Annotated in this window: 23 protein-coding genes; 20 read left to right on the forward strand and 3 right to left on the reverse strand. The window is 36.9% G+C overall.

Going from position 1 to position 26,191, the window contains the following annotated elements; translation table 11 throughout:
* Window positions 1-58: 58 nt before the first annotated feature.
* From ACTJIP_RS16235 to ACTJIP_RS16245, 3 genes are all read left to right on the forward strand, one after another.
* Window positions 59-1,600: a protein adenylyltransferase SelO gene (locus ACTJIP_RS16235; protein ID WP_219072039.1), complete on the forward strand. Its 1,542-nt coding sequence runs from the start codon at window positions 59-61 to the stop codon at window positions 1,598-1,600.
* Window positions 1,601-1,682: 82 nt separating this feature from the next.
* Window positions 1,683-2,546 (forward strand): T9SS type A sorting domain-containing protein, encoded by an 864-nt coding sequence (locus ACTJIP_RS16240; protein WP_180564932.1) that lies wholly within the window; start codon window positions 1,683-1,685, stop codon window positions 2,544-2,546.
* A 75-nt stretch (window positions 2,547-2,621) separates the two neighbouring features.
* Window positions 2,622-3,899, forward strand: coding sequence for a DUF6080 domain-containing protein (locus ACTJIP_RS16245; protein WP_232539034.1), 1,278 nt, complete (start codon window positions 2,622-2,624; stop codon window positions 3,897-3,899).
* Window positions 3,900-3,955: 56 nt separating this feature from the next.
* Here the strand turns inward: ACTJIP_RS16245 and ACTJIP_RS16250 are convergent, their stop codons facing one another.
* Window positions 3,956-4,513, reverse strand: a complete 558-nt coding sequence (locus ACTJIP_RS16250) for an SPOR domain-containing protein (RefSeq protein ID WP_047380203.1) — start codon at window positions 4,511-4,513, stop codon at window positions 3,956-3,958.
* A 184-nt stretch (window positions 4,514-4,697) separates the two neighbouring features.
* Between ACTJIP_RS16250 and ACTJIP_RS16255 the strand changes: the two genes are divergently transcribed.
* The 13 genes from ACTJIP_RS16255 (at window position 4,698) to ypfJ (ending at window position 20,809) form a co-directional block, all read left to right on the forward strand.
* A complete protein-coding gene (locus tag ACTJIP_RS16255; RefSeq protein WP_077413371.1) occupies window positions 4,698-6,056 on the forward strand; it encodes a c-type cytochrome in 1,359 nt (452 codons plus the stop codon).
* A 23-nt stretch (window positions 6,057-6,079) separates the two neighbouring features.
* Complete coding sequence (locus ACTJIP_RS16260) at window positions 6,080-9,139, forward strand: TAT-variant-translocated molybdopterin oxidoreductase (RefSeq protein ID WP_077413370.1); 3,060 nt, start codon at window positions 6,080-6,082, stop codon at window positions 9,137-9,139.
* Between the two features lie 25 nt (window positions 9,140-9,164).
* On the forward strand, window positions 9,165-10,562 hold the full coding sequence (nrfD, locus tag ACTJIP_RS16265; protein ID WP_428168572.1) for an NrfD/PsrC family molybdoenzyme membrane anchor subunit: 1,398 nt from the start codon (window positions 9,165-9,167) through the stop codon (window positions 10,560-10,562).
* On the forward strand, window positions 10,549-11,070 hold the full coding sequence (locus ACTJIP_RS16270; protein WP_047376185.1) for a DUF3341 domain-containing protein: 522 nt from the start codon (window positions 10,549-10,551) through the stop codon (window positions 11,068-11,070). Before nrfD ends, ACTJIP_RS16270 begins: the two co-directional genes overlap by 14 nt.
* Before the next feature lies 1 nt (window position 11,071).
* Window positions 11,072-11,761, forward strand: coding sequence for a c-type cytochrome (locus ACTJIP_RS16275; protein WP_219072037.1), 690 nt, complete (start codon window positions 11,072-11,074; stop codon window positions 11,759-11,761).
* Window positions 11,762-11,769: 8 nt separating this feature from the next.
* A complete protein-coding gene (locus tag ACTJIP_RS16280) occupies window positions 11,770-13,101 on the forward strand; it encodes a hypothetical protein (protein WP_047380198.1) in 1,332 nt (443 codons plus the stop codon).
* Between the two features lie 161 nt (window positions 13,102-13,262).
* Window positions 13,263-14,279: a hypothetical protein gene (locus ACTJIP_RS16285; protein WP_077413367.1), complete on the forward strand. Its 1,017-nt coding sequence runs from the start codon at window positions 13,263-13,265 to the stop codon at window positions 14,277-14,279.
* Between the two features lie 164 nt (window positions 14,280-14,443).
* The gene (locus ACTJIP_RS16290; protein WP_077413366.1) at window positions 14,444-15,643 is read left to right on the forward strand and encodes a hypothetical protein; all 1,200 of its coding nucleotides are present in this window, start codon (window positions 14,444-14,446) and stop codon (window positions 15,641-15,643) included.
* A 3-nt stretch (window positions 15,644-15,646) separates the two neighbouring features.
* Window positions 15,647-16,183: an adenine phosphoribosyltransferase gene (locus tag ACTJIP_RS16295; RefSeq protein ID WP_180564930.1), complete on the forward strand. Its 537-nt coding sequence runs from the start codon at window positions 15,647-15,649 to the stop codon at window positions 16,181-16,183.
* Between the two features lie 222 nt (window positions 16,184-16,405).
* Complete coding sequence (locus tag ACTJIP_RS16300) at window positions 16,406-17,113, forward strand: tetratricopeptide repeat protein (RefSeq protein ID WP_440704840.1); 708 nt, start codon at window positions 16,406-16,408, stop codon at window positions 17,111-17,113.
* Window positions 17,114-17,116: 3 nt separating this feature from the next.
* On the forward strand, window positions 17,117-17,635 hold the full coding sequence (gene ribH / locus ACTJIP_RS16305) for a 6,7-dimethyl-8-ribityllumazine synthase (protein WP_034734563.1): 519 nt from the start codon (window positions 17,117-17,119) through the stop codon (window positions 17,633-17,635).
* Between the two features lie 165 nt (window positions 17,636-17,800).
* A complete protein-coding gene (locus ACTJIP_RS16310; protein WP_440704897.1) occupies window positions 17,801-19,879 on the forward strand; it encodes a sulfatase-like hydrolase/transferase in 2,079 nt (692 codons plus the stop codon).
* A 66-nt stretch (window positions 19,880-19,945) separates the two neighbouring features.
* Window positions 19,946-20,809 (forward strand): KPN_02809 family neutral zinc metallopeptidase, encoded by an 864-nt coding sequence (ypfJ, locus tag ACTJIP_RS16315; protein ID WP_077413362.1) that lies wholly within the window; start codon window positions 19,946-19,948, stop codon window positions 20,807-20,809.
* Window positions 20,810-20,874: 65 nt separating this feature from the next.
* Here the strand turns inward: ypfJ and ACTJIP_RS16320 are convergent, their stop codons facing one another.
* Window positions 20,875-21,735 carry a GLPGLI family protein gene (locus ACTJIP_RS16320; protein ID WP_077413361.1) on the reverse strand — a complete coding sequence of 287 codons (861 nt, stop codon included), beginning with the start codon at window positions 21,733-21,735 and terminating at the stop codon, window positions 20,875-20,877.
* Window positions 21,736-21,746: 11 nt separating this feature from the next.
* The gene (locus tag ACTJIP_RS16325; RefSeq protein WP_440704841.1) at window positions 21,747-22,688 is read right to left on the reverse strand and encodes a GLPGLI family protein; all 942 of its coding nucleotides are present in this window, start codon (window positions 22,686-22,688) and stop codon (window positions 21,747-21,749) included.
* A 214-nt stretch (window positions 22,689-22,902) separates the two neighbouring features.
* On the opposite strand from ACTJIP_RS16325, the gene ACTJIP_RS16330 reads away from it, so the two are divergent.
* The 4 genes from ACTJIP_RS16330 (at window position 22,903) to sufC (ending at window position 26,039) form a co-directional block, all read left to right on the forward strand.
* Window positions 22,903-23,232: a HesB/IscA family protein gene (locus tag ACTJIP_RS16330; RefSeq protein WP_027372006.1), complete on the forward strand. Its 330-nt coding sequence runs from the start codon at window positions 22,903-22,905 to the stop codon at window positions 23,230-23,232.
* Between the two features lie 83 nt (window positions 23,233-23,315).
* Window positions 23,316-24,764, forward strand: coding sequence for a Fe-S cluster assembly protein SufB (gene sufB, locus ACTJIP_RS16335; RefSeq protein WP_077413359.1), 1,449 nt, complete (start codon window positions 23,316-23,318; stop codon window positions 24,762-24,764).
* A 6-nt stretch (window positions 24,765-24,770) separates the two neighbouring features.
* Complete coding sequence (locus ACTJIP_RS16340; protein ID WP_077413358.1) at window positions 24,771-25,277, forward strand: GNAT family N-acetyltransferase; 507 nt, start codon at window positions 24,771-24,773, stop codon at window positions 25,275-25,277.
* Between the two features lie 18 nt (window positions 25,278-25,295).
* Window positions 25,296-26,039 carry a Fe-S cluster assembly ATPase SufC gene (gene sufC, locus ACTJIP_RS16345; RefSeq protein ID WP_077413357.1) on the forward strand — a complete coding sequence of 248 codons (744 nt, stop codon included), beginning with the start codon at window positions 25,296-25,298 and terminating at the stop codon, window positions 26,037-26,039.
* Window positions 26,040-26,191: the final 152 nt, after the last annotated feature.

Raw genomic sequence — 26,191 nt, forward strand, 5'->3', positions numbered from 1 at the left:
CATAAGACCTTTCAATAATTTGGAAGGTCTTTTCTTTTATAATTAATACCTTTGAAGGATGAATATCGAACGTATCAGACAACCTTTTATCGAGACTTTTCCAGGTGACTTTTCAAACAATCCTATGCAGAGAAATACCCCAAAGGTTTTATTTGCTACCATCAAACCTGCTGGTTTTGGTCAACCCGAATTAATTGCTTTTAATGAAGTTCTGTCCAAAGAAATAGGATTAGGAAAATTTGAAGATAAAGATCTGGACTTTCTGGTTGGAAATAACCTTCCGGAAAATGTTAAAACCTATGCTACAGTTTATGCAGGACATCAGTTTGGAAACTGGGCAGGACAACTCGGAGACGGAAGAGCGATACTTGCGGGTGAAATCACAAATGAAGCTGGAAAAAAAACAGAGATCCAATGGAAAGGTGCCGGAGCAACCCCCTATTCCAGACATGCTGATGGAAGGGCCGTATTGAGATCTTCTGTACGCGAATATCTGATGAGTGAGGCTATGCATCATTTAGGAGTTCCAACTACAAGAGCACTCAGCCTGGCTTTTACGGGCGAAGATGTAATGCGCGATATTATGTACAGTGGAAATCCTCAGCTTGAAAAAGGCGCAGTGGTCATCAGAACTGCTGAAAGCTTCTTACGCTTCGGACATTTTGAACTGATGTCTGCTCAAAGAGAATACAACAGTCTGCAGGAACTTACCGATTTCACCATTGAAAATTATTATCCGGAAATCACATCATCAGACAGCCAGAAATACAGAGATTTCTTTCAAAATATCTGTACCCGGACCGCAGATTTAATGGTTGAATGGTTCAGAGTGGGATTTGTACATGGAGTGATGAATACAGATAATATGTCTGCTCTGGGATTAACCATCGATTATGGACCTTACTCCATGATGGATGAATATGATTTGAATTTCACCCCCAATACCACAGACCTTCCGGGAAGAAGATATGCATTCGGAAAACAGGGACAGATTGCCCAATGGAATCTTTGGCAGCTTGCGAATGCACTCCATCCTTTAATTAAAGATGAAAAGTTTTTAGAAGACACCTTAAATAATTTTGGAACGTATTTCTGGGAGGCTCATGATCAGATGCTTTGTAAAAAATTCGGACTGGATCAGCTACAAAAAGAAGATGAGAATTTTTTCACCAATTGGCAGGGATTAATGCAGGAACTTCAGCTAGACTACACCCTGTTTTTCAGTCAACTGGAAAAAATAACTCCGGATACCGATATCAAAGGACATTTTAAAGAGGTTTCTTATATCTCTTTAAATGAAGAAATGCTGGAAAAACTTAGCAATTTCATTAAAAGTTATGAAGCAAGATTAGGTTTAAATTCTATATCAAAAGAGGCTTCATTAGCGATGATGAAAAAAACAAACCCAAAATTCATCCTGAGAAATTATCTTCTTTACGAATGCATTGAAGAGATCAATAACGGCAAAAAAGAAATGCTGGAAAAACTCACCAAAGCTTTAGAATTTCCTTATCAGGAATTATACCCTGAGTTCTCCGTCAAAAGACCTTCCGGCTATGACGATACTGCAGGATGTTCAACACTTTCATGCAGCTCATAAAATTTCAACAACAAAAGACATATCTAATTACCATATTATCATCATATTAAATATTTTCACTATATTTAGAAAAATCTTTAATATGAAAAAAATTGTACTTTCTTTAGCATTGGCATCATGCTTTTACGGCAATGCCCAGACCCTACTTTCGGAAAATTTCGAAGGAGCGACATTTCCTCCAACAGGATGGACTAAAACTAACACAAACGCATCAAGAGCATGGGATTTAACAAGTTCTGTTTTTTCCGGAACTTCAGCATCTTCTATTGAACTCAAAACGAGATTTACTATTGCCGGAAATAATTCTGCTACTATTGACTGGATTGCTGGCTCTAACACAGCATACCTTACAAGCCCTTCATTCAGTTTAGCTGGAGCGACAAGTCCAACCCTAAGCTTCAAAGTAAAAGTTGGCTGGGGCTATATGATAAGCCTGAACAAAGGAAATCTTCTGGCACAGATATCAATAGATGGGGGAACTAACTGGGTTACTCTTTGGAATGAAGATAGCGAACCCGGCTTTACTGATGACGGTGATGGTAATATAGATACTGATTTTTATAACACGGTTACTGTACAAAAAAACCTTAGTACATACATAGGACAGGCGAATGTAAAAATAAGATTCCAGTATATGGCAACTGATGCTGATGCTGTTTCAGTAGATGATGTACAGGTTGTTGCTAATGGAACTCTTGGTACATCTGAAACTTCAAAAACAAAAAACAGCGGTATTTCCATTTATCCAAATCCAACAAGAGGAGAAATCAACATCAAAGCAGATAAAAAAATCAAATCTGCAACTGTAATTGATGCGAGCGGAAAATCTCTACTTAATAATACTTCTGAAAGATTAGATATTTCTTCGCTTCCGAAAGGAATCTATTTATTAAAAGTAGATTTTTCTGATGGAACATCGAAAACAGAAAAAGTAATAAAACAATAACAACGTTTATACAATCTTTACATAACCACCAGCTTTGGTGGTTTTTTTATTTTACTTTTGCAAAAAATCTGACACGTGTCTCTTATCAAAACAAAAACAATCAATTTCTTTAAACTTATTTTTCCTTCCACTTACACCGAGCTGGCTGTCTTTCTTTTTTTTATGATCTGCTATGGAATTTTAGGCTCATACATCGCCCTTCATTACAGAATTATTTTTGACAGCAGAATTCCATGGGATGCTTATTTCAGTTTTGATAACAAATCTATCCTTATGACAGGGGGTAGCTTTGAAAGACATCCTCTATCCTATTATTTTTTCAATTGGGTAAGAGAATTCTCATTATTCATTTCAGGCGGAAAAATGGACACCAACTTCAGGCTTACACTGGCTTGGCTCAGCAATATTATTATCAGCTTAAACATTGTTCAGGTTTTTAAATATTTAAAAAACATTATCTGTCTCCCGCTATGGTTAAGTGTATTAATCATTTTGTTTTTTGGAGTTTTTTCAACCAATATCATATTGTCCTTTACTCCGGAAAATTTCACCTACACCTTGTTTTTACTTTCATTATACAATTATTACGCAGCAATAAAACTCAGAAAAGAAGAAAAAACACCTGCAATTGCTCTTTCGCTTGCCGGAATTACCATCGGCGGGCTTACTATTACCAATTTTATAAAAGTTTTCATTCCCCTCCTTTTTGAAAAAAATCTTTTCAGAGACTGGAAAAAATTCGGAAATGCAGTGTTTAGGGTAACAATTGCAGTAATTTGTTTTGTACTACTCTATTTGAATAGAATTGATTTTAAATATCAGAATATATTTTCCAAAACCAACCAGCAGTACGAAAAATTCTCTAATGTAGAATCAATGCCCACTTGGGACATGATTCTCTCCTTCTTTTTCGGAGGCAATATTCTTTTCCCGGGATTTATTATTTCGGATAAACACAATATGAAGGGATTCGACTTTAAAGGACTTTATATGGACCTTTATTCTTCTGCTTTTCCTTACTTTTTTATAACCATATTATTGACCCTGATTATTTGGAGTTATTTTAAAAATTTCAAAAACAAATGGGTTCAGGTTATCGCCATTTCTTTTTTCGTTGACATTGTGATTCATTGTGTTATGAGATTCGGACTTCACACTTCATCCATTTATGGAGGACATTTTGTTTTCGTGTATCCACTTCTTTTGGGATGGCTTTTTTATTCCTACAGATCGTCCCGTAAAGTAATGTCAGTCTTAACATTAACTGTGATCTTACTGTTTGTCTATCTACTGGCCAACAATTTATTTCGAATGGCTGAATTTTTCTGGTTTATGGAAACTTATTACCAATAAAAAAAGCTGAGAAAATTTCTCAGCTTTTTTGTTTTTATGTTGAAATGAATTCAATTCTATTTTGCTTCCGCACAGAAAATTCTGTACTGTACAGCTACCGCAGATTTAAAATATTCTCTGATTCTTGAAAGATCACCAGCCGCACTTTGTTTTGTGAAATAACTTCCTGCCAAAATCTTGTAGTTAGGTCTTAAAGAAGCATCCGTTTCCACTTTAAGGTTAGGGAATCTTTTTCTGAAATAAGACTTTACTTCATTGGCTTCTTCGTTACTTTTCACAGTAGTAATCTGAATTTTAAAACCTAAAATTCTAGGATTTTTCTTACAAATTTCAGCATTCGTAAGTTCTCTGCTCGGCACAAAGATTTTGGGAGGTTTTGTATTGATCCCTGTAGAAACTCCAATATCATTGGAACCGGAATCTTTAGGATAATTTGCGGGAGTAACTTTAGCACATTTTCCTTCAATTCCTTCCAAAGCTGCATTTATTTTGGAATCCATTGTCATAACAAGTTCCGTACCCGAAAGGGTATCTTTTTTAACAACTTGCTGGGCTTCAATATTATAAAAACCAAATAGTGATAATATCGAAAATATTTTAATCAAATTTTTCATTTAAACTTGTTTTCGCAAATTTATACAAATTAAAAAACTATACCAAACAGGTTATTTAGAATCAATACAAATTAAACGTAAATGATATTTTCCCTTTTAGATATACCGTTAAATTCCTGTTAAAAATATTATTTTTGCCGAATTGATTGAATGTTCAATAATTTACTAACATAAGATAATTTAAATGATTAGTTGGAGAAAGCATTATAAAAAAACGTTGATCGCAATAGGCTTATTGCTATCAACCAGTGCTTCATTTTACGGGCAAGACGGCGATCCTAAAAACGGAGAGAAACTTTTCAAAGCGAATTGTACTGCATGTCACGCGCTGGACAAACAAGTTGTTGGACCACCATTAAAGGGGGTTGTAGAACGAGTAAAGACAGAAGGTGGTGTAGACAAAGATTGGCTTCACAAGTGGATCAAAGACAACAAAGCTCTGAGAGCTTCTGGGGATAAATACGCCAATGAGATTTTTGAAAAGTTTAATAAGACTGAAATGCAGGTCTTTCCAAATCTTACAGATAAGGATATTGACGACATTTTAGCTTTCACGACTAATCCTCCTGCTCCGGAAGAGAAAAAGCCGGAAGCAACTCCTGCAACTGACGCCGCTGCGGCAGCACCTGCAGACAAAACTACTACAAACGTTGTTATCATTTCACTTTTAGCGATCGCAGGTTTACTGGTTTGGATCTTAGTAAAACTAAGACAATTGGTAAAACTGGGTCAATCTGAAGATTTAGCTGGGCTTAACGAAACAAGAGTTCGTTCTTTCAGTGAAATGTATGAGAAGCTCCACTACATTGGTAAAGGTTTATTAGCAATTCTTGCTATTTTAGCTGCTTATGGAGTATGGAACTGGTTGATGTGGATTGGGGTTTACAAAGGTTACAAACCTGAGCAGCCTATCTACTTCTCTCACAAAATTCACGCTGGAGAACAAAAAATTGACTGTCAGCTATGTCACTCTAGTGCTAAATACGGAAAAGTATCTGAAATTCCTTCTATGAACGTTTGTATGAACTGTCACAGAACAATTTCCGAATATAACGCAGATCACTACATGGAGCCAGGAAAAGATAAGGCATTCTATGACGGAGAAATCCAGAAGATCTACGCGGCAACAGGTTGGGATCCTGCAAAACAACAGTACACAGGAAAAACACAACCGGTTGAATGGACAAGAATCCACAACATGCCAGACTTCGTTTACTTCAACCACTCACAGCACGTAATTGCTGGAGAACAAGCAATCATCAATTCTTTCAACAAAAAGAATCCTAACAACAAAATTGATGTTGTATGTAAAGCTTGTCACGGTAAAATTGATACAATGAATGTTGTTCAAATGGCTAACGACTTTACTATGGGATGGTGTATCGAGTGCCACAGAACGACTGAAGTTGATATGAACAACGGTTATAATAAAGAGTACTTCAAAAATCTACATGACAAGTTGAAAAAACAATATCCACAAGATGGAGGTAAGATCACTGTAGATGCAATTGGAGGTCTTGAGTGTGGTAAATGTCATTATTAATAACTAAAAAATTAGAAGTATAAATGGCTTCAAACAAAATACAATTCAGAAGTATTCATGAACTTAAAGACCCAGCTTTAAATGGTAAGCTGGCTCTTAAAGAGTTTCAGGAAGAAATTCCGGTAGAAGATTTCCTTGGAGATGCTGAGAAAAACGGATCAAGTACTTCAAGAAGAGATTTCCTTAAATTGCTAGGATTCTCTACAGCAGCAGTTACTTTAGCTGCCTGCGAAGCTCCGGTAATCAAAACGATTCCTTATGTGGTAAAGCCGCATGATATTATTCCGGGAGTCCCTAATTATTACGCTTCAACATATTTTGACGGTTTCGACTTTGCTAGTGTTTTAGTAAAAACCCGTGAAGGTAGACCCATCAAAATTGAACCAAACCCGGCTGGTGGCGATTTAGGTAAAACTAACGCAAGAGCTCAGGCAAGTGTACTTTCTCTTTATGATAATGATAAAGTAAAGCAGCCTAAACTAGACGGTAAAGACGAAACTTTCGATAAAGTAGACAGCTTCGTTATTAAAGGTTTAGAAGAAGCTAAAGCGTCTGGCAAAAAGATTGTGGTTTTATCACACTCTTTTGCTTCACCAACTTTCAAAAAGTTATTCGCTGAATTCAAAGCTAAATATCCTACAGCTGAATTAGTAACTTATGATGCTTTCCCTTACTCTGCAGGATTAGATGCAGCTCAGGAAGTATTCGGACAAAGAGCATTGCCTGTTTATGACCTTAAAGGTTCTGAATTGGTAGTTGCTTTCCAGGCTGATTTCTTAGGAGACTATAACGCTTCAAGCTTAGAAACTTCTTATGCAGCAGCTAGAAAACCGGGAGCAAGCATGTTGAGACACATCCAGGTGGAATCTAACCTGTCATTAACTGGTGCTAATGCTGACTCAAGATACAGATTAAAACCAAGTGCTGTAAACAAAACATTAGTTGAAGTTTACAATGCAATCGTAGGTGCTGGTACTTCTGATAAGACTGCAACTGAAATTGCTAACGAATTGAAAGCAAAAGGAAGCAAAGCTGTTGTTTTTGCTGACGGTTCTAAAGGAGCACAGGTTTTAGCACACTTAATCAACCAGAAATTAGGTTCAGTAGCTTTCACAGGTAAAGCAAACTTACTGAAAGAATTTAACGGTGCAAGATACCAGGAATTCCTTGGATGGGTAAACGGTGGACAAGTTGGTGTATTAGTTACAAACAACGTAGACCCTATCTACTCTCATCCAAAAGGAGAAGATTTCAAAAAATCTTTATCAAAAGTTCCTTACGTAATTGCAGTAGCAGATAAGAAAAATGAAATGTACAAAGCAGCGAAAGCTGTAATTCCTGTAGCTAACTGGCTAGAGTCTTGGGGAGATATCGAACCACAGACAGGAGTATATTCATTGATGCAGCCTACCATCCAGAAAATCTACAAATCAAGACAGATTGAAGAGTCTCTATTGGTTTGGAAGAATGGTAAAAACAATGCCGCAAACAATTACTACGATTATTTAAAAGCAAGCTCAGCTTCACTTTTAGGTAGTACTTCTTTCAACAAAGCATTGTACAACGGTATCAACGCTTCTACAAACACAGCAACTTTATCTTATGCAGGTGGAAACGCTGCACAGGCTGTTGCTGAACTAGGAAACTTTAAAGCTTCTGAATTAGAATTAGTATTATACACTAAGACTTCAATGGGAGATGGTACTCAGTCGAACAACCCTTGGTTGCAAGAATTACCTGACCCAATTACAAGAATGTCTTGGGATAACTACCTTACAATTTCTCCTAAAGACGCAGAGAAGTTTGCAATTGACAACGATCTTAATGCAAGAATGCAGTTAGATGGTTCTATTGTAAACCTTACTGTAAACGGAGTTAAAATAGAAAACGTTCCTGTATTTGTACAGCCAGGACAAGCTGAAGGATCTGTAGGTCTTGCACTTGGTTATGGTAAGAAAAACTCAGGAGCAACTGCAGATACAGGGGTAAACGCTTATCCTTTATTTGATGGTTCTAACCTTGCTCTTTCAGGTGTTAAAATAGAGAAGACAGGAGAAGACCACGAATTTGCAGGTATCCAGCTTCAAAATACATTAATGGGTCGTTATGAAATCGCTAAGGAAGTTCCTTTAGCTGAATTCATTAACGTTGCTTTTGATGATGAACACAAGGGATGGAATAAGCCTTTGGAATACCACACGATCAGTGGAGCACTTCCAGCGAGAAAAATCGACCTTTGGGATGCTTTCGATGATACGGATGGACCTCACTTCAACTTATCTATCGACTTGAACTCTTGTACTGGTTGTGGAGCATGTATTATTGCTTGTCAGGCAGAGAACAACGTTCCTGTAGTAGGAAAAGAAGAAGTAAGAATGTCAAGAGATATGTACTGGTTAAGAATTGACCGTTACTATTCATCAAGACAAAAGGTAGAAGTATACGAAGGATTGAAAGAAGGAATGGCTGTACCAGAATTGTATGGTACTGCGTTCGGAGACGGAGGAGCATTAAACCACCCTGCAGACAACCCGGATGTAATCTTCCAACCTGTAATGTGTCAGCACTGTAACCACGCTCCATGTGAAACTGTATGTCCAGTAGCGGCTACTTCACACGGTAAGCAAGGTCAAAACCATATGGCTTACAACAGATGTATCGGTACAAGATATTGTGCAAACAACTGTCCGTACAAAGTAAGACGTTTCAACTGGTTTACTTATAACCTAAATGACAAGTTCGATTTCAACATGAACAACGATTTAGGAAGAATGGTACTTAACCCGGATGTAGTTGTAAGAACTAGAGGGGTAATGGAGAAATGTTCAATGTGTATCCAAATGACTCAGAATACTATTCTTGAGGCTAAGAAAGAGGGAAGAAAAGTGAAGGATGGAGAATTCCAGACTGCTTGTTCTAAAGCTTGTTCTACTGGAGCAATGACATTTGGAGACATGAATGATAAAGATTCTGCAATTAGAGAGCAATATGCATCTAACAGAAGATATTATTTACTAGAGGAGATCGGCACAAAACCAAACGTGTTCTATCATACTAAAGTAAGAAACAGAGTAGAAAATTAAAGTTTAAATAATAAATAGGTAAAAAATGTCAGGACATTACGAAGCTCCGATAAGGGAACCTCTAATTATTGGTCACAAAACTTATCACGATATTACAGAAGATATCGCACGACCTATCGAAGAAAGAGCAGGTAAATTATGGTGGATCTCATTATATGCTGCACTAGTTCTATTCCTCTATGGATTCGGCTGTATCGCTTACACTATCGGGACAGGTATTGGAGCATGGGGGCTTAACAGAACTATTAACTGGGGTTGGGATATTACCAACTTCGTATGGTGGGTAGGTATCGGTCACGCCGGGACCCTAATCTCCGCAGTATTATTATTATTTAGACAGAGATGGAGAATGTCTGTAAACAGATCTGCAGAGGCGATGACGATCTTTGCGGTTGTACAGGCAGCAATCTTCCCTGTAATCCACATGGGTAGAGTTTGGGTTGGATACTGGGTATTCCCTTTACCAAACCAATTCGGTTCTCTTTGGGGGAACTTCAACTCTCCTCTACTTTGGGACGTATTTGCGATCTCGACGTATTTCTCAGTATCAACTGTATTCTGGTTCATGGGACTAATCCCTGACTTTGCAATGATCAGAGATAGAGCTAAAACCCCTTGGACTAAGAAAATTTATACATTCCTAGCATTCGGTTGGGGTGGTAAAGCAAAACACTGGCAAAGATTCGAAGAACTTTCTTTGGTTCTTGCAGGTTTGGCAACTCCACTTGTATTCTCAGTACACACTACCGTATCTTTTGACTTCGCAACTTCAGTTATTAAAGGATGGCACTCAACAATCTACCCTCCTTATTTCGTAGCTGGTGCGATTTTCTCAGGATTTGCAATGGTACAAACACTATTGTTAATTGCAAGAAAAGTTTGTCACTTAGAAGATTATATTACAATGTATCATATCGAAATTATGAACATCGTAATCGTTCTTACAGGTGGTATGGTAACTGTAGCTTATGCTACTGAATATTTCATCGGATGGTACTCAGGATCTAGATTTGAAGATTTCACATATCTTTCTCCAGGTGCTGCTGTAGGACCTTACTGGTGGGCATTCTGGTCATTGATCATCTGTAACCTTGTGGTTCCTGCTTCTTTCTGGTTCAAAAGACTTAGAACGAACATTATCTGGACATTCATTGTTGCATTAATCATCAACATCGGTATGTGGTTTGAGCGTTTTGATATCATCGTTATCAACCTTTCAAGAGACTACTTACCAGGATCATGGACAATGTTTAAGCCAACGATCATTGATGTGGGTGTATATTTAGGAACTATCGGATTCTTCTCTGTTTTGTTCTTATTATACGCAAGAACATTCCCTGTAATTGCACAGGCTGAATTAAAATCGATTCTGAAAATTTCAGGTGAAACTTATAAAGCAAAAGAAGGAGATGAGCACCACTAAAATTGTATACGGACTTTATGCTGACGACGACGATTTAATGAACGGCGTTAAGGCATTCAACGATAAAGGAATCGCTATAAACGAAGTGTATACTCCGTTTCCGGTTCACGGACTAGACAAGGCTTTAGGGTTAAAGAAAACTAGAATTTCTGATGCCGCATTCTTATATGCTCTTTACGGTGTTACTATCGGTGCTACTGTAACTTGGTATGTGATGAATCATGACTGGCCGCAGAATATCGGTGGTAAACCAGCTTTTGACTGGGCACACAACATGCCGGCATTCGTAGTTCCAATGTTCGAATTAATGGTATTCTGTGCTGCTCACATGATGTCTTTAACTTTCTTGGTTAGAAACAAAATGTATCCAGGAGCTCCTGCTCAGAACCCAGACCCGAGAACTACTGATGATAAATTCATGATGGAATTTGTAACTGAAGATGTAGAATCTGTAAAACAGTTGCTTATTGAAACTGGAGTTGAAGAAATAACTGTTAAAGACGCTTAAAATGAAAAAGAATGTATTAAAAATTACAGCGGTTTTAGGTTTAACAACGGTTTTACTTAACTCTTGTGGACCAAAGGACAATACTCCGCTGGTATATTTCCCGGATATGTATTTTCCGGTAGCTTATGATCCATTGATGAAAGCACAGGATGCTTATTCAGATCATGAAAATGAAATTCCTGCTTTTGTTAAAAATAGTGGTGCAACAGGTCTTGCTCCAGTAGAAGGATCTGTTTCTCAAAATAAAGATGGCGTTTTTGAAGAAAGCTTACTACCTAAAAATGTTGACGAGTACAACGCTGGGTATGATGCTTCTAAAAAACTTACAGTATCTCCTCTAAATCCAGCTAATGCAGCAAAGGATATTGAAAGAGGAAAAATCTTGTTTGATCACACTTGTGCGGCATGTCACGGAACAGGAGGTGATGGACAAGGACCTATCGTACAAAGTGGGGCATTCTCTGGAGTACCCAACTATGCAGACAGAGAAATTACTGTAGGATCTGTTCATTATGTATTAACAAACGGTAGAAATGCCATGGGATCTTATGCGGGACAACTGAACGCAGGAGACAGATGGAGAGTAGCATTGTATGTGATGAGTGCTTTCAAAAAAGGAGCAGCAGCACCGGCAGCAGCTACAGCGGCGGCACCAGCAACAACTGAAACGACTACCGAAACTAAAAAATAAGAAAAGAAATGTATAGTTTTTCACCAAAATTAAAATCAACTTCTATAATACTTCTTGTTGTAGGTTTAGTTCTTTTCGGTATTGGTTTCTTTATGAACAAAGGAATTTCTACTGAGAAAATAGAACAAATGATGGAAGCTGTTCATGCTTCTGGTCATGATGCTCCTACACACTCAAGTGAAATGGTTGGGCCACAGGATCACGCAGCTCATTTAGAGCATGCTGAGCTTCAGGTTCACAACCAGCCATTAGCATCGCTGCACTTTGTAGCAGTCTTTTTCTTTGGAGTAAGTTGCGCTGTACTGTTCTTCTACTGTATTCAGCACGCAGCTCACGCAGGATGGCCAATTATCATCACAAGAGTAATGGAGGCTATTGCTTCTTATATTCCTTACGGTGGTGCAATCCTGATTATCCTGATGATCTTAAACATCACTCATAATGGTCATTTATTCCATTGGATGGACCCTGAATTGACAAATCCAGAGTCTGCTCATTTTGACGTGATCCTATTTGAAAAGAAAAGATTCTTAAATATTCCTTTCTATGCAATCAGAACGTTCATCTATGTACTAGGTGCCTCTTTCTTCGCTTGGAAACTGAAAGCTCAGTCTAAAAAAGTAGATGAGACTAAATCTAAAGTTGAGTATCAATTCCTTTACAGATGGGCGGTAGGTTATATCGTATTCTTCGGATTTGCTTCTGCAGCTTGGGCTTGGGACTGGTTGATGTCTATTGACCCTCACTGGTATTCTACAATGTATATCTGGTATTCAATGGTTAGCTGCCTTTCAAGTGGTATTGCTGTAATCATCTTATTAAGTGTTTATCTTAAGAAAAATGGTTTCTTACCACAGTTCAATGACAACCACTTACACGATTTAGGAGTTTTCCTTTTCGCTACAAGTATGCTTTGGACATATACATGGTTCGCTCAGTTCATGCTTTACTGGTATGCAAACGTTCCGGAAGAGGTTAACTATTTCTTCGGTAGATTCCAGCACTATGGTACAACGTTTTTACCAATGCTGATTGTAAACTTCTTATTACCACTATTGGTATTAGTAAGCAGCAGCATCAAGAGAAACTACAAAGTAGTTACCACAATGGCAGTAGTAGTTATCTTAGGACACCTTTTAGATTACTTCAACATGGTAATGCCGGGAACGGTAGGACCATACTGGAACACTCCTGAAGTATTCTTGTTAATCCTGGGAGCAGTTCTATTCGTAGCTGGATTATTTATGTTTACTGTTCTTTCAGCTTTATCTAAACTGAAGTTGATTCCTACAGGAAACCCATTCTTACACGAATCCGAAATTTATGAGTATCCTTTCTAAGGACTTGTAACAAAATAAAATTATAAAAGACTGATTGTTTAACGATCAGTCTTTTTTTATGCAGTGACGTCAATAAGAATTTTCAGGCAACCATTTTCTGTTTTTCTCGTCTCTATATAGAAGTCTGTTTTTACTATTAACACCAAAAACAAAATACTGCAATGAAAAAAATTCACTTTGTTTACCTTCTGTTCATTTTGATCTCCGTATTCACAAATGCACAGGTCATTACATTTGTTTCTGAAAAAAATAATAATCCTCTTCCCAGAGTTTCCGTATTTGGCAAAGACGGAAGCATACTCGCCTACTCTGATATTGATGGTAAGATTGACAAGCAATCGCTGTCACCTGCCCAAGAAAAGTTTCAGCTGGTTTATAATAATTTTCTGGTTGCCACCCTATCCTATTCCGATTTTGATCAGCCAGTCATTAAAATCAATGACCAGGTGAAAGAAATTGAAACAGTTGTTATTAAAAATAATAAGCCTGCCAAATACATTTTCATCAAAGGAAATTTTAATGCTTATGTAACGGTGAACAATAAACTGAATAGTTATGCAGACGGAATTGTAACCTACATTTTTGATAATAAATCCAAAAAACTGAAAAGTACCAATGTAGAACAATACAGAATTTTCAGGCTGGCAGAATCTAAAAATGAGAAAAAAGAAACTTCAAAATGGGATTATAGCAATTCTCTGGAACTACCCAAACTTAAAAATGTTGGAAACCCGGAAGAATATAAAACAAAAAGAAATACCGTTAAAGAGTTGAAGGGTGAACATAAAGATCAAATAGAGATTACTGGTGCAGCCCTTCAGGATAAAGAATTTTCATTCTTTGGATATAGATTTTACGATATAAAAACAATTTTAAACATGTCTTTTGAAAAAGGATCTGAAAAAACCCTGAAAGATTTCCTGGAATATAATGAACTTGTTTTTGTAAAATTGAAACATAAAAGTGAACCCAATTACAATCAGATAACACTTTATACTAATTTTTATCCAACAGAACTTAATTTCAGCAATGACAATGATATTGATAAAGTGAAGTTTGATAAAGACAACAGTAATTACAAGACATCCTATTGGCAGGATTCGTCATTTCCTAATATGCAGACTATTTTCAGCAGTTTTTTCAAAGGTGATTTAAAAGAACAAACCAATAAAAAATAATGAAAACTCTGTTCCGGAGTACTAAATATCTCAATTGAATTCTAAAATTAAAAGAACAGCATCCATTTCCGGAAAAAAATAATAAATAAGCAAAAAACATAAAGTAAAAAATAAAATCCAGTATTAATAAAGGTTTTATTAAATTTGCAACAAACCAAATAAAAATGAAAAAGTTTTCTTTTCTACTTGTTTTCAGTCTGTTGCTTTTTACAGCATGTAAGAAAGATCATGTAGATGCTACGAATACTAAAACACTGCAGTCAAGTATCAATGATATGACTTCCAGTTTACCTACCATTAAACAGATTAAGTTTAATGAGGCTCTTTATATCCTTAAAACATTTGGCGTAGAAGCTGATGGTGATATAAACGAGCTAAAAGCCCTTGGAAAACTGATCAATGGAAAAAAAGTTCCTGAAATTATGTCCCTTGCAGACGAAGTTGCGCAGAAAAACGGAATAGAATGGGCCAGTACTGCCCCGCCATCACTCGGAGAAATGAACATCTTCGGAGATGATAAAGCCAAAGAAAGCGATCCTAATGACGTAAAAGCAGGATCATTAAGCCTTATTACAAGACCTACAGGCGATGACGGTTCCGGAGCTCCTACTGCCATTCAAATTGTACCAAGACTTGTAGATGCAGCAGGAAACCCGGTATCTTTCACAGGAGCAGGTCTGGAAGCAACCCTTGAAGTATTCAGTAACGGAGTAAGACTTGCTACCGCTAAAAACCTGATGCAGGATAATAACTTTAAAGGATTCAACTTGAAGTTCTCTTCTATTCCGGCAGCAAAAGTGGTAGATAACAAAATCGACATCACAGTTTCTGTAAAAACAACTGCGAAAACTTTCAAAATGTCAAAAATCGGTCTTGATGTGAATGCAGCAGCTCTGAAAGTTCCTGCCATTCCTAAAACTGATACAACAGCTGTACCGGAACAACCAAGCGCAGTTATTGATCCAAACAATCCAACAGCAACTACTGGAACCCCTACAGATCCTGCTACTGCTACTCCAACGGCACCAGCTACGCCAAAACAGCCGACTGCTGATCCTAAAAATACAGTAAGCAAATTTTTGAACAGCGTAAGTTCACAGAACTTAAAAGCGGCTTACGATACATCGAGCAATCCAAACTGGGGAAGCTATGAATCTTTCTCTAATCCTAATTCAGGTTTTGGAGCTGTGAAAAATGTAAGCGTAAAGAATATTACAACAAGTGGTACTACAGCCAACAGTGCAAGCGTAAATGCTACCTATGATGTAACAGATAAAAGCGGTAAGACAACTTCATTGAAAGTAACTTTCGGGCTTAAAAATGTAAACGGTGACTGGAAAATTTCTAGCTATAAAATCAATTAATAAATGGCTTCAGCAGAACTGATCAAAAAACTAGAAGAAACAATTGAAAATATTCCTGATTTTCCGATTCCGGGAATACAGTTTAAGGATATTTCACCCATTTTTTTAGATCCGAAACTTTACGAAGATGTGATTGCAGATCTTGCAGCCTTCAGTAAAGGAAAAGTAGATGCAGTCTGCGGAATCGAAAGCCGTGGTTATTTGTTTGGAATCGCTATTGCCGTAGCATTGGAAGTTCCTTTCATTCTGATCAGAAAAGCAGGAAAACTACCCCCTCCCGTCATTTCAGAAAAATATGATCTGGAATATGGAAGCGCTATTATTGAAACCCGTGAAGGACAAATAAAGCCAGGACAAAGAATTTTGATTCATGATGATCTTTTAGCAACCGGAGGAACTACTGAAGCAGCAGCTAAATTGGTAGAAAAACAGGGCGCAACTGTTTCCCAATTCAGTTTCCTTATTGGCTTAAAAGATTTGAATGGTGATGAAAAATTGAAAAAATTTGGTGCAGAAGTGTATCATGTTTTAGGATATTAAGATTGATCCTAACAAGATAAAGATATATGCTTCGACTCCGCTCAGCATGACAACGCTAATAAGGCTGTACAATTAGTACTATTAGAAGTGTCACGCTGAGCGGAGTCGAAGCGTTTTTATAAGAATTTACATTATTTGTTTAAATAAAATCAACAATATAAACAAAGTATTTTGTAAATCTCTCAGAAACAATTAAATTTGCATTTCAATTTTTAAAAACTTATGGCAAAATTGGGAAAGAGTGCTCAGAACGAGCAAGAAGGTAAAGAAACGGTTGAGTTCTTTAAAGACCTTGACAGAGAAGCTTTAAACACTGAAAGATTTGTTGAAAAATATTCAAAACCTCTAGGTTTTGTATTTGGAGCATTAATTTTAGCAGTGTTAGGATTCTTCGCTTACAAGCAATTTATAGTTGCTCCAAAGAACGCTGAAGCTGTGAAAAGTTTCCTTTCTGCTCAAAAAAGTCTTACTGAAGGTAAGGATAAAGATGCTTTGGGTGGAAAATCTGCAGCTAACCCAGGTTTTGTAGGTACATATAACGAATATTCTTCTACTAAAATCGGTAAACTTTCATCTTATAATGCAGGTTTATTGAAGTTCAAAGAAGGAAAATTCCAGGAAGCTTATGATCTTTTAGACCAGTTTTCATCTGACAACAAAACTTTAGTAGCAATGAAATTCGGAGCTATGGCAGATGCAAAATCAGGTCTTAACAAAAACGATGAAGCTTTAGCTTTATTAGACAAAGCAGCAACCGCTTCTGATGATCCGTATACAACATACTATTTCACAAGAAAAGCAGGTATCGTTGCTTTAGGATTAAAGAAAAATACAGAAGCTAAAAAATACTTCTCTGCAATTGATGAGAAATATCAGGACTACGACAACGGAATGTCTGATTCTTATATTGAAATGACTAAATATTACTAAAAAATGGCAACAGTTAATCTTTCCGATTACAAGCCACTTCATATAACTAATGCCGAAGATTTTTCTATCGGCATTGTTTTTTCTGAGTGGAATGATTTTGTAACGTACAATCTTCGTGATGCAGCCTTGGAAATTCTTGAAAAAGAAGGGGTAAAACCTGAAAACATCAAACTTTTCCCTGTTCCGGGAGCCTTTGAACTCAACTATGCAAGCATGCAGCTTTGCAAAGAAAGAAAATATGATGCAGTAATTTCTATCGGGTGTGTGATCCGTGGGGAAACACCTCATTTTGACTACGTGTGTTCTGCAGTAGCACAGGGAATCAAAGACTGTAACATTATGACTGACACCCCTACTATTTTCTGCGTATTGACAGATGATACCAAAGAGCAGTCTATCGCAAGAAGCGGTGGTGATCTTGGAAACAAAGGGGTAGAAGCAGCCGTTACCGCTTTAAGAATGATTGATTTCAAAAAGAAATTATCTGACAAAAAAGGAAATATCGGTTTCGGACACTCTTAACCGCAGATTGCCTTAACAATATATTGGGACTATTTTTTAATAGTCCTTTTTTATTGGGTATTTTAAATCACAAATCTTACTAATAAACAGGATGTTTTTGTTTTTTTCTATCAAAAGTTCTATACAAAAACTATCTTTGTGAAAACTAATAAAGACAGTAAATACATGTTTTTAAGAAAAATAAAACCGTTCCTATATTTAGGAGTTTTCTATCTTATTATTTCATTGATAATAAGAACAGTATTCTTTTTTCACCCTATTACCACAGCTAGCTTTAGGTTTTTCGAGGTCCTAAAAGTCTTGTTAATAGGCATGGTGAATGATATTTTTGTATTCGTTCTTGCCAGTTCTGTTCTCGCGCTTTATTTTCTCTTCCTTTCCAATTCAAAATATAAAAAACCTTACGGCTACATTATTTTGGGAGCACTGGTCTTATTCTTCCTTTATATATGGCTTGTTCCTAACAATATTTTCAAGCAATATGGAGGTTCTATCATGGAGGTAGCACTTGTTTTTGTTGGAATAAAAACCCTTTTCTTCGGATTGATGCTTTTCCTTCCGACCCAAAGAACAAAGATTCGTAACACTCTATATTTCATTACATTATTATTATATGTTCTTCTGATTATTTTCAATGGAGTAAGTGAATACTTCTTTTACAATGAATTCGGAGTTCGGTATAACTTTATTGCAGTAGATTATCTGATATATACCAATGAAGTTATTGGAAATATCATGGAAAGCTATCCTGTCGTTCCATTATTTTCAGGGATAATGATCGTTACACTTACCATCACATGGTTCATTTATAAGAAAACAAAAGATGAGCTGCTGGAGCTTCCGGATTTTAAACAAAAAATGGTTCTTCTGGGGAGTTTCATGGTACTTTGCGCCCTTAGTGCACTGGCGATTCCTTCTCTGATTCAAATGAGGTCAGACAATGTTTTTGCAGACGAAATTGAGGCCAACGGACTTCCAAAGTTCTACTGGGCTTTTACTCATAATGAGCTGGATTACTTCCAGTTTTATTCACAGATCAATCAACAGCAGGCCGAAAAGAATTTTCTAAGTCAGTATCCACAGCAGACATTATCAAGAAATATTGTTGCTGAGCAGCCTGAAATGAAGAAAAACGTTGTATTGATTTCTATTGAAAGTCTTTCCGCAGATTTCATGGAACATTACGGCAACACACAAAAAATTACTCCTTTCCTTGACAGCCTTGCAGAGAAGTCATTGATGTTTACCAATCTTTATGCTACCGGAAACAGAACAGTACGCGGTCTGGAAGCTTTAACATTGTGTATTCCACCGACAGCGGGAGAAAGTATCATCAAAAGAGATGATAATAAAAACAAATTTACAACCGGGAATGTATTCAAATCTAAAGGCTATGATGTTAAGTTTTTATATGGCGGATACAGCTATTTTGATAATATGCAGGATTTCTTTAGTGGAAATGGCTACGGAATTATAGACCGAAATAATTTTAAACCTGAAGAAATCACTTTTGCCAATGTTTGGGGGGTTGCTGATGAAGATATGGCAAAAAAAGCGATTCAGGTGATGAATACTGAAGCAAAATCAGGGAAACCATTTTTCAATCACTGGATGACGGTTTCCAATCACAGACCTTTTACTTATCCTGACGGAAGAATAGATATTCCGGGAACAGCAAAATCCCGTGAAGGCGGTGTAAAATATACCGACTACTCTCTTAAATTATTCTTTGATATGGCTAAGAAACAAGACTGGTATAAAAACACTGTTTTTGTTATCATTGCAGACCACTGTGCATCGAGTGCCGGGAAAACGGAACTTCCGATGGATAAATACAGAATTCCTGCGATGATCTTTTCAGAAGGGTTTGTTCAGCCTCAAAAGTTTGATGGATTAATGTCTCAGATAGACGTAATGCCAACCGTTTTGGGACTTTTGAATTTCAGTTATCAGTCTAAATTTCTGGGACAGGATGTCTTCAAAAAAGAATTCCAACCTAAAGCTTATGTTGCAACATATCAGGATCTTGGATTTATAAAAGACGGGCGTCTTACCATTATTTCTCCGGTAAAAAAGGTAAAACAATATTCTTTGGAATTGGAAAAAAGCGATCTGGCCCCAGCTTTTAAGCTGTATTACGACGAAAAATTATTAAAAGATCCAGACCAAAAACTGGTAGATGATGCCGTATCAGCATATCAATCTACCTCCTACTGGCTAAAAACGAAACAACTTAACAGATAAATATCTAAATATTTTTAGCATAAAGTTTGGCGTAAAATATTTAAATTAACGAATAAATTTATTACTATGAAATGGACAGACGACAGAGGCGGAAACGTTGATGACCGCCGTGGTTCCGGAGGAGGAAATGGTGGTATGATTGTAGGCGGAGGGCTCGGAACTTTAATTATAGCAGCCATTGTATTCTTTTTGGGAGGTGACCCATCCGGTATTTTGAATTCCGGCAGTATGCAGTCTTCCGGAAATTCCAGTGAACAAAGAGAGCTTACAACCGGGGAAAAACAAATTGGGGAAATGGTCAAAATGATGGATGCATGGAATAGCCAGACCTGGAATCAGATTTTCACTGAAAACGGAATGACCTATACCGATCCGGGTATTGTTCTTTTCGAAAATACAACTTCTTCAGCATGTGGTACAGCTCAATCTGCCATGGGACCATTTTATTGCCCGGCTGATCAGAAAGTATATATGGACATGAGTTTTTTCGGTGAGCTTCAGCAAAAATTCGGAGCTAAAGTAACAGAATTTACGGTAGCTTATGTTCTTGCCCACGAAGTAGGACATCATGTTCAGACACTTTTAGGAACCACACAAAAAGTAGATGCGTTAAGAAGAAGTGGAAGATATTCTGAAGAACAGATGAACAGAGTATCTGTGGCTACAGAATTACAGGCTGATTTCTATGCCGGAGTTTGGGCTAAAAAAACAAATGACAGCAAACATATACTGGAACCTGGAGACATTGAGGCTGCCATAGATGCTGCAGAAGCCGTTGGAGATGACAACATTCAGAAAAGAGGTCAGGGATATGTCAATCAGGAAAGCTTTACTCACGGATCATCTGCACAGCGTAAAGAATGGTTTATGAAAGGCTACAACACCGGAGATATCAGACAAGGAGATACTTTCAACCAATTATTAAAATAATTTATCAGAATTATTCAGACTATACAAAATAAAAAAGCGGCCTTAAAGTAAGGCCGCTTTTTTATTTATTGCAATTCTATAGGATTAGAATTTTTCTTAGCTTCTTCTTTTACCCTTTCTTCCATTCTTTTTCTCATATCGGCAGGATTCTGATTTCCACCACCGCCTCCAGGACCTCTTCCACCACCAGCTCTCACTGTTGTCGAAAATCCGCCTGAACCTCCACCCTGGCTCATGAATGACATAGGATCAGTTTTAAATTTCTGCTGTTGTTTTAAATAATCTGATCTTTTTACTTTCAAAGTATTTCCAAACTGATTCAAAGTAGGAAATTCCGTGATTTTGTAGTTTTTCATTAAATCAAAAGAATAATCTCCTTTATCATCTTCTACTTTTACAATCAACCCCGGAAGTCCTCCAAACTTGTAAGGTCCATCCTGATAAGGAAGATCTGTTGTAAACCATGCTGTCCATTTTCTGCCTCCAAAATCAGTTTCGGCCTTCTGAACTTTATATTCACCTATTTTTCTTGTTTCTGATTCAATTTTCCAATTTAGTGGTCTGTCTTCTTCATACGAATAGAGATCACGGCCAATTCTGTCTTTAAAATACGTCTTTTGATTTGTTTTATCTTTTTCTATGGAATAATTGATATTAGTTCTCAAGCCCTCCATCTGATCTCTGTTAATACTTCCTCTTCCACCACCGCCCTGAAATGCTTTTTGCATGATGGAATCTCTTTTAATCCTGTTTTCCGAATAAAACACAGACTTTTCCGGAGAAATATCCAGGTAAGCATTTTCTGTCTTAATATCCGTTTTATTTTCGGCATCAGGCTTCATAGTCACCTGATACACAAACCTGTTTGTCTGTGCAGAAACATTCTGTATAAAGAGTGCCAATGCAATAATACCTAATTTTTTCATTTATATTTTCTTTATTTTAATTCAATTGGGTTCTGGGCTGTGCCCGTAAAGGAAGGAACATCTACCGATGAGCCTTGTGACATAGAGGGACTCTGGTTTTCACCACCCATTCCACCTCTATGCATCCCGCCACCGCCACCGTGGCCGCCGCCTTTCATTCCTCCTCCATTCATACCACCGCCGTGCCTTCCGCCGCCAAAATTCATATTTCCGCCACCGTTATTTCCCGCCATAGTATTTCTGTTTTTACCAAATTCAAGTTCCAGAGCCGCTTTATCACCATGGAAATTAACTCTTGTACTTTGCTTGGCATCAGCATTTATCTGTTCTTCAAAAGCATTTTTAACGATAATCTTTTTAACAAGATCAAATTTATAGTCTCCTTTGTCATCTTCCAGTTTTACAATCAGTCCTGGCAATCCTGAGAACTTATAAGGTCCGTCCGACAAAGGAATATCTTTTGTGAACCATCCTGTCCAGACTCTTCCTCCAAATTCTGCAACTGCTTTTTGGGCTGAATATCCATTTTGTTTTTCAACAACATTGGTCACTTCCCATTTTACAGGTCTGTCTTCCTGATAATAAATTTGTTTTCCAGCTGCCTTTTCATAATAATACACTTTTTGGTCGGGAATACTCTTTGTAATAAAATATTCAAAAAAAGTAGGTTCAAAATGTTTTCTTCCTTCCTGTTTTGAAAAATCTTTTTCCTCTTTTTTATTTTCCTTCATTTCTGATCTCAGAGCAGTAAAAAGAGAGTCTCTTATCAATTTATTTTCACTGATAAATAAGGATCGTCCTTCCTTAATATCCAGAAAAGTTCTTTCACTTTTCATACTTACCAGATTGATAGAATCTGGGTTTACCAGCGTTTCATAAACATATCTGGTGGTCTGTCCATAAGACAGTGCGGTGAAAAACAATACAAAAAAAATTATTATTTTTTGTCCCATTACCAATTTTATTTATAGATAGAAAATATGATTCAAGGTTAAAATCAGAAACAGAATCTTCCGTATCACGATAAGAAATTTATCTAATTTTAACATAAATCATGCTTTTCAAAATCGCTATTAATATAAGAATCATTAAAATAGATATCTTCGATTTGAGATTGCGGAAATTAGTTCGTATTTTTGCATCATTAAATCATTCTAAATAAATACAATGATAAAAGTATCAGACTATGCAAAGGAGAAAGCTATCCAGTTGATGACTGAAGATGGCTTTAACCCTGCTGAAGATTATATAAGAGTAGGGGTGAAAAGCGGCGGATGCTCTGGTTTAGAGTATGTTTTAAAGTTTGATAACCAAAAAACAGACACAGATCAGATTTTTGAAGATAATAACATCAAAATTATTATAGATAAAAAATCCATCCTTTATTTGGCAGGAACAACTCTTGAGTATTCAGGAGGATTGAACGGAAAAGGGTTTGTATTTAACAACCCGAATGCATCCAGAACATGTGGATGTGGAGAATCATTTAGTCTTTAGAGAAAAGACATTAGATACTAGATAACAGATATCAGAGCCATTCTGAATGCTGAAATCTACCATCTGAAATCTAAAAAATAATAATGAGTAAATATACAGAAGACGATTTAAGGGTCGATCTAGAAAATAAAAAATATGAATTCGGTTGGGAAACGAAGATTGATTATGAAGATTTCCCGATCGGTTTAAATGAGGATATCATCCGTGCGATCTCTGCTAAAAAAGAAGAGCCGGAATGGATGACTGAATGGCGACTGGAATCTTTCAAAATCTGGTTGAAAATGGTAGAGCCTAACTGGGCGAATATCAAGTATGAGAAACCGGATTTTCAAGCAATCCGTTACTATGCTGCACCTAAAGTAAAGCCGGAACTGGCAAGTCTTGACGAAGTAGATCCTGAATTATTAGCAACTTTTGCAAAATTAGGGATCAATATCGAAGAGCAAAAAAGACTTTCAGGAGTTGCCGTAGATATCGTAATGGACTCAATTTCTGTGAAAACTACTTTCCAGGATACATTGGCAGAGAAAGGAATTATTTTCTGTTCAATCTCTGAGGCCATTAAAAACCACCCTGACTTAGTAAGAAAACATCTTGGAAAAGTAGTTCCGAGAGGAGATAATTTCTACGCAGCATTGAATTCCGCAGTTTTCTCTGACGGAAGTTTCTGTTATATTCCCAAAGGCGTAAAATGCCCAATGGAGCTTTCCACTTATTTCCGTATCAACCAGGCAGGAACAGGACAGTTTGAAAGAACACTTCTTATAGCTGATGAGGGAAGTTACGTTTCTTATCTTGAAGGGTGTACAGCACCATCAAGAGATGAAAACCAGCTTCACGCTGCGGTAGTGGAACTGATCGCTTTGGACGGAGCGGAGATCAAATATTCTACAGTTCAGAACTGGTATCCCGGTAATGAAGAAGGTAAAGGAGGGGTATTCAACTTTGTAACGAAGAGAGGACTTTGCGAAAGAAATGCAAAAATCTCCTGGACTCAGGTAGAAACAGGTTCAGCAGTAACATGGAAATATCCTTCTTGTATTCTGAAAGGAGATAATTCTATTGGAGAGTTCTACTCTATTGCGGTAACCAACAACCACCAGTATGCAGATACAGGAACGAAAATGATCCACATTGGAAAGAATACCAGATCAACGATTATTTCCAAGGGTATTTCTGCAGGAAAATCTCAAAACTCATACAGAGGACAGGTGAAAGTAATGCCTTCAGCAAAAGGAGCAAGAAACTTTTCTCAATGTGACTCTTTATTGATGGGTAATGAATGTGGAGCTCACACTTTCCCATATATTGAAATCAAAGATCCTACTGCACAGTTAGAGCACGAGGCAACGACTTCAAAAATCGGGGAAGATCAGATTTTCTACTGTAACCAAAGAGGTATTGATACGGAAAGAGCAATTGCTTTGATCGTGAATGGTTTCAGTAAAGAAGTTTTGAACAAGCTTCCAATGGAATTTGCTATTGAAGCACAGAAATTACTTGAAATTTCATTAGAAGGTTCAGTAGGATAAGAAAATATGATAGCTACAGAAAGATTAATTTTAAGAAAACCTACAAAAGAAGATTTTGAAAGATTCTTTGAAATTAATCATGATCCTCAAACCAATATTCATAATCCAGGCGGACCAATGAGTTTTGAAAAAGCAGAAAGCACATTTACAAGAATGCTTGATCATTGGGAAAAGTACAGTTTTGGAGGCTGGGTGATTGTTGAAAAGGATGATCCAGAAAATATAATAGGTTTTGGAGGATTGAGCTATAAACTCTACGGAGAAGAAGAAAAATTGAATTTAGGCTATCGTTTTGCTTCCGAGGCATGGGGGAAAGGATACGCCACAGAATTCACAAAGAAAGCTATAGATTTTGGGTTAAACGAAGACAGTAAAGAAGAAATATTCGCCATTGTCCGTCCCAGTAATATAGCTTCTGTTAAAGTATTGGAAAAGGCAGGTATGATACAAATCGGGACACTGAATGATGTCCCTGGTCAACCTGAAAGTTTAGTATATAGAATTCAAAAATAATTTGTTTAAGCAAATAAAATGTTAGAAATTAAAAACCTTCACGCCAAAATTGAAGATGGCGCAGAAATATTAAAAGGTATTAATCTTGAAATAAAGCCAGGCGAAGTTCACGCTATCATGGGGCCGAACGGAGCTGGGAAATCTACCCTTTCTTCTGTAATCGCTGGTAAAGAAGATTACGAAGTGACTGGTGGAGAAATTCTTTTCCAGGGAGAAGATATCGTTGAAGATGCCCCTGAAGATAGAGCTCACAAAGGAATTTTCCTTTCTTTCCAGTATCCAGTGGAAATTCCGGGAGTTTCTGTGACAAACTTTATCAAAGCTGCTTTGAACGAAACAAGAAAAGCAAACGGATTGGAAGAAATGCCGGCAAAAGAAATGCTTGCATTAATCCGTGAAAAATCCGAAAAACTGGGTATCAAGAAAGATTTCCTTTCAAGATCATTAAACGAGGGATTCTCAGGAGGTGAAAAGAAAAGAAATGAGATCTTCCAGATGATGATGCTTAATCCTAAACTGGCTATTCTTGATGAAACTGATTCCGGATTGGATATTGATGCTTTGAGAATCGTTGCAGATGGGGTAAATCACTTTAAAAATGAAGGAAATGCAGTTCTTTTGATTACGCACTATCAGAGATTGCTTAATTATATTCAACCTGACTTCGTTCATGTTTTAGCAGATGGAAAAATCATCAAGACCGGTGACAAATCTTTAGCATTAGAACTTGAAGCAAAAGGTTACGACTGGCTTCTTAACTAAGAAGAAAATATATTATTTCAGAGATTATAATTTTCACAGTTATTCATAAACCCTGTAAAAAGAAGAATCTCTACTATTAAAATTGGGTTCCCTATTCCTCGGAATAACAATATTTTAGTTAATAAAAAAAGAAAAAATGGTGCAAACCACAG

The sequence above is a fragment of the Chryseobacterium sp. 22543 genome (assembly GCF_052044565.1).
Classification (GTDB): Bacteria; Bacteroidota; Bacteroidia; order Flavobacteriales; family Weeksellaceae; genus Chryseobacterium.

Coding starts and splice junctions, on each gene's coding strand:
- ACTJIP_RS16250 (WP_047380203.1), bottom strand. CDS start 4,513: ATGAAAAATTTGATTAAAATATTTTCGATATTATCACTATTTGGTTTT.
- ACTJIP_RS16270 (WP_047376185.1), top strand. CDS start 10,549: ATGAGCACCACTAAAATTGTATACGGACTTTATGCTGACGACGACGAT.
- ACTJIP_RS16255 (WP_077413371.1), top strand. CDS start 4,698: ATGATTAGTTGGAGAAAGCATTATAAAAAAACGTTGATCGCAATAGGC.
- ACTJIP_RS16330 (WP_027372006.1), top strand. CDS start 22,903: ATGATAAAAGTATCAGACTATGCAAAGGAGAAAGCTATCCAGTTGATG.
- ACTJIP_RS16325 (WP_440704841.1), bottom strand. CDS start 22,688: ATGGGACAAAAAATAATAATTTTTTTTGTATTGTTTTTCACCGCACTG.
- sufC (WP_077413357.1), top strand. CDS start 25,296: ATGTTAGAAATTAAAAACCTTCACGCCAAAATTGAAGATGGCGCAGAA.
- ACTJIP_RS16340 (WP_077413358.1), top strand. CDS start 24,771: ATGATAGCTACAGAAAGATTAATTTTAAGAAAACCTACAAAAGAAGAT.
- ACTJIP_RS16275 (WP_219072037.1), top strand. CDS start 11,072: ATGAAAAAGAATGTATTAAAAATTACAGCGGTTTTAGGTTTAACAACG.
- sufB (WP_077413359.1), top strand. CDS start 23,316: ATGAGTAAATATACAGAAGACGATTTAAGGGTCGATCTAGAAAATAAA.
- ACTJIP_RS16280 (WP_047380198.1), top strand. CDS start 11,770: ATGTATAGTTTTTCACCAAAATTAAAATCAACTTCTATAATACTTCTT.
- ACTJIP_RS16310 (WP_440704897.1), top strand. CDS start 17,801: ATGTTTTTAAGAAAAATAAAACCGTTCCTATATTTAGGAGTTTTCTAT.
- ACTJIP_RS16320 (WP_077413361.1), bottom strand. CDS start 21,735: ATGAAAAAATTAGGTATTATTGCATTGGCACTCTTTATACAGAATGTT.
- ribH (WP_034734563.1), top strand. CDS start 17,117: ATGGCAACAGTTAATCTTTCCGATTACAAGCCACTTCATATAACTAAT.
- ACTJIP_RS16260 (WP_077413370.1), top strand. CDS start 6,080: ATGGCTTCAAACAAAATACAATTCAGAAGTATTCATGAACTTAAAGAC.
- ACTJIP_RS16290 (WP_077413366.1), top strand. CDS start 14,444: ATGAAAAAGTTTTCTTTTCTACTTGTTTTCAGTCTGTTGCTTTTTACA.
- ACTJIP_RS16235 (WP_219072039.1), top strand. CDS start 59: ATGAATATCGAACGTATCAGACAACCTTTTATCGAGACTTTTCCAGGT.
- ACTJIP_RS16240 (WP_180564932.1), top strand. CDS start 1,683: ATGAAAAAAATTGTACTTTCTTTAGCATTGGCATCATGCTTTTACGGC.
- ACTJIP_RS16285 (WP_077413367.1), top strand. CDS start 13,263: ATGAAAAAAATTCACTTTGTTTACCTTCTGTTCATTTTGATCTCCGTA.
- ypfJ (WP_077413362.1), top strand. CDS start 19,946: ATGAAATGGACAGACGACAGAGGCGGAAACGTTGATGACCGCCGTGGT.
- ACTJIP_RS16295 (WP_180564930.1), top strand. CDS start 15,647: ATGGCTTCAGCAGAACTGATCAAAAAACTAGAAGAAACAATTGAAAAT.
- ACTJIP_RS16300 (WP_440704840.1), top strand. CDS start 16,406: ATGGCAAAATTGGGAAAGAGTGCTCAGAACGAGCAAGAAGGTAAAGAA.
- nrfD (WP_428168572.1), top strand. CDS start 9,165: ATGTCAGGACATTACGAAGCTCCGATAAGGGAACCTCTAATTATTGGT.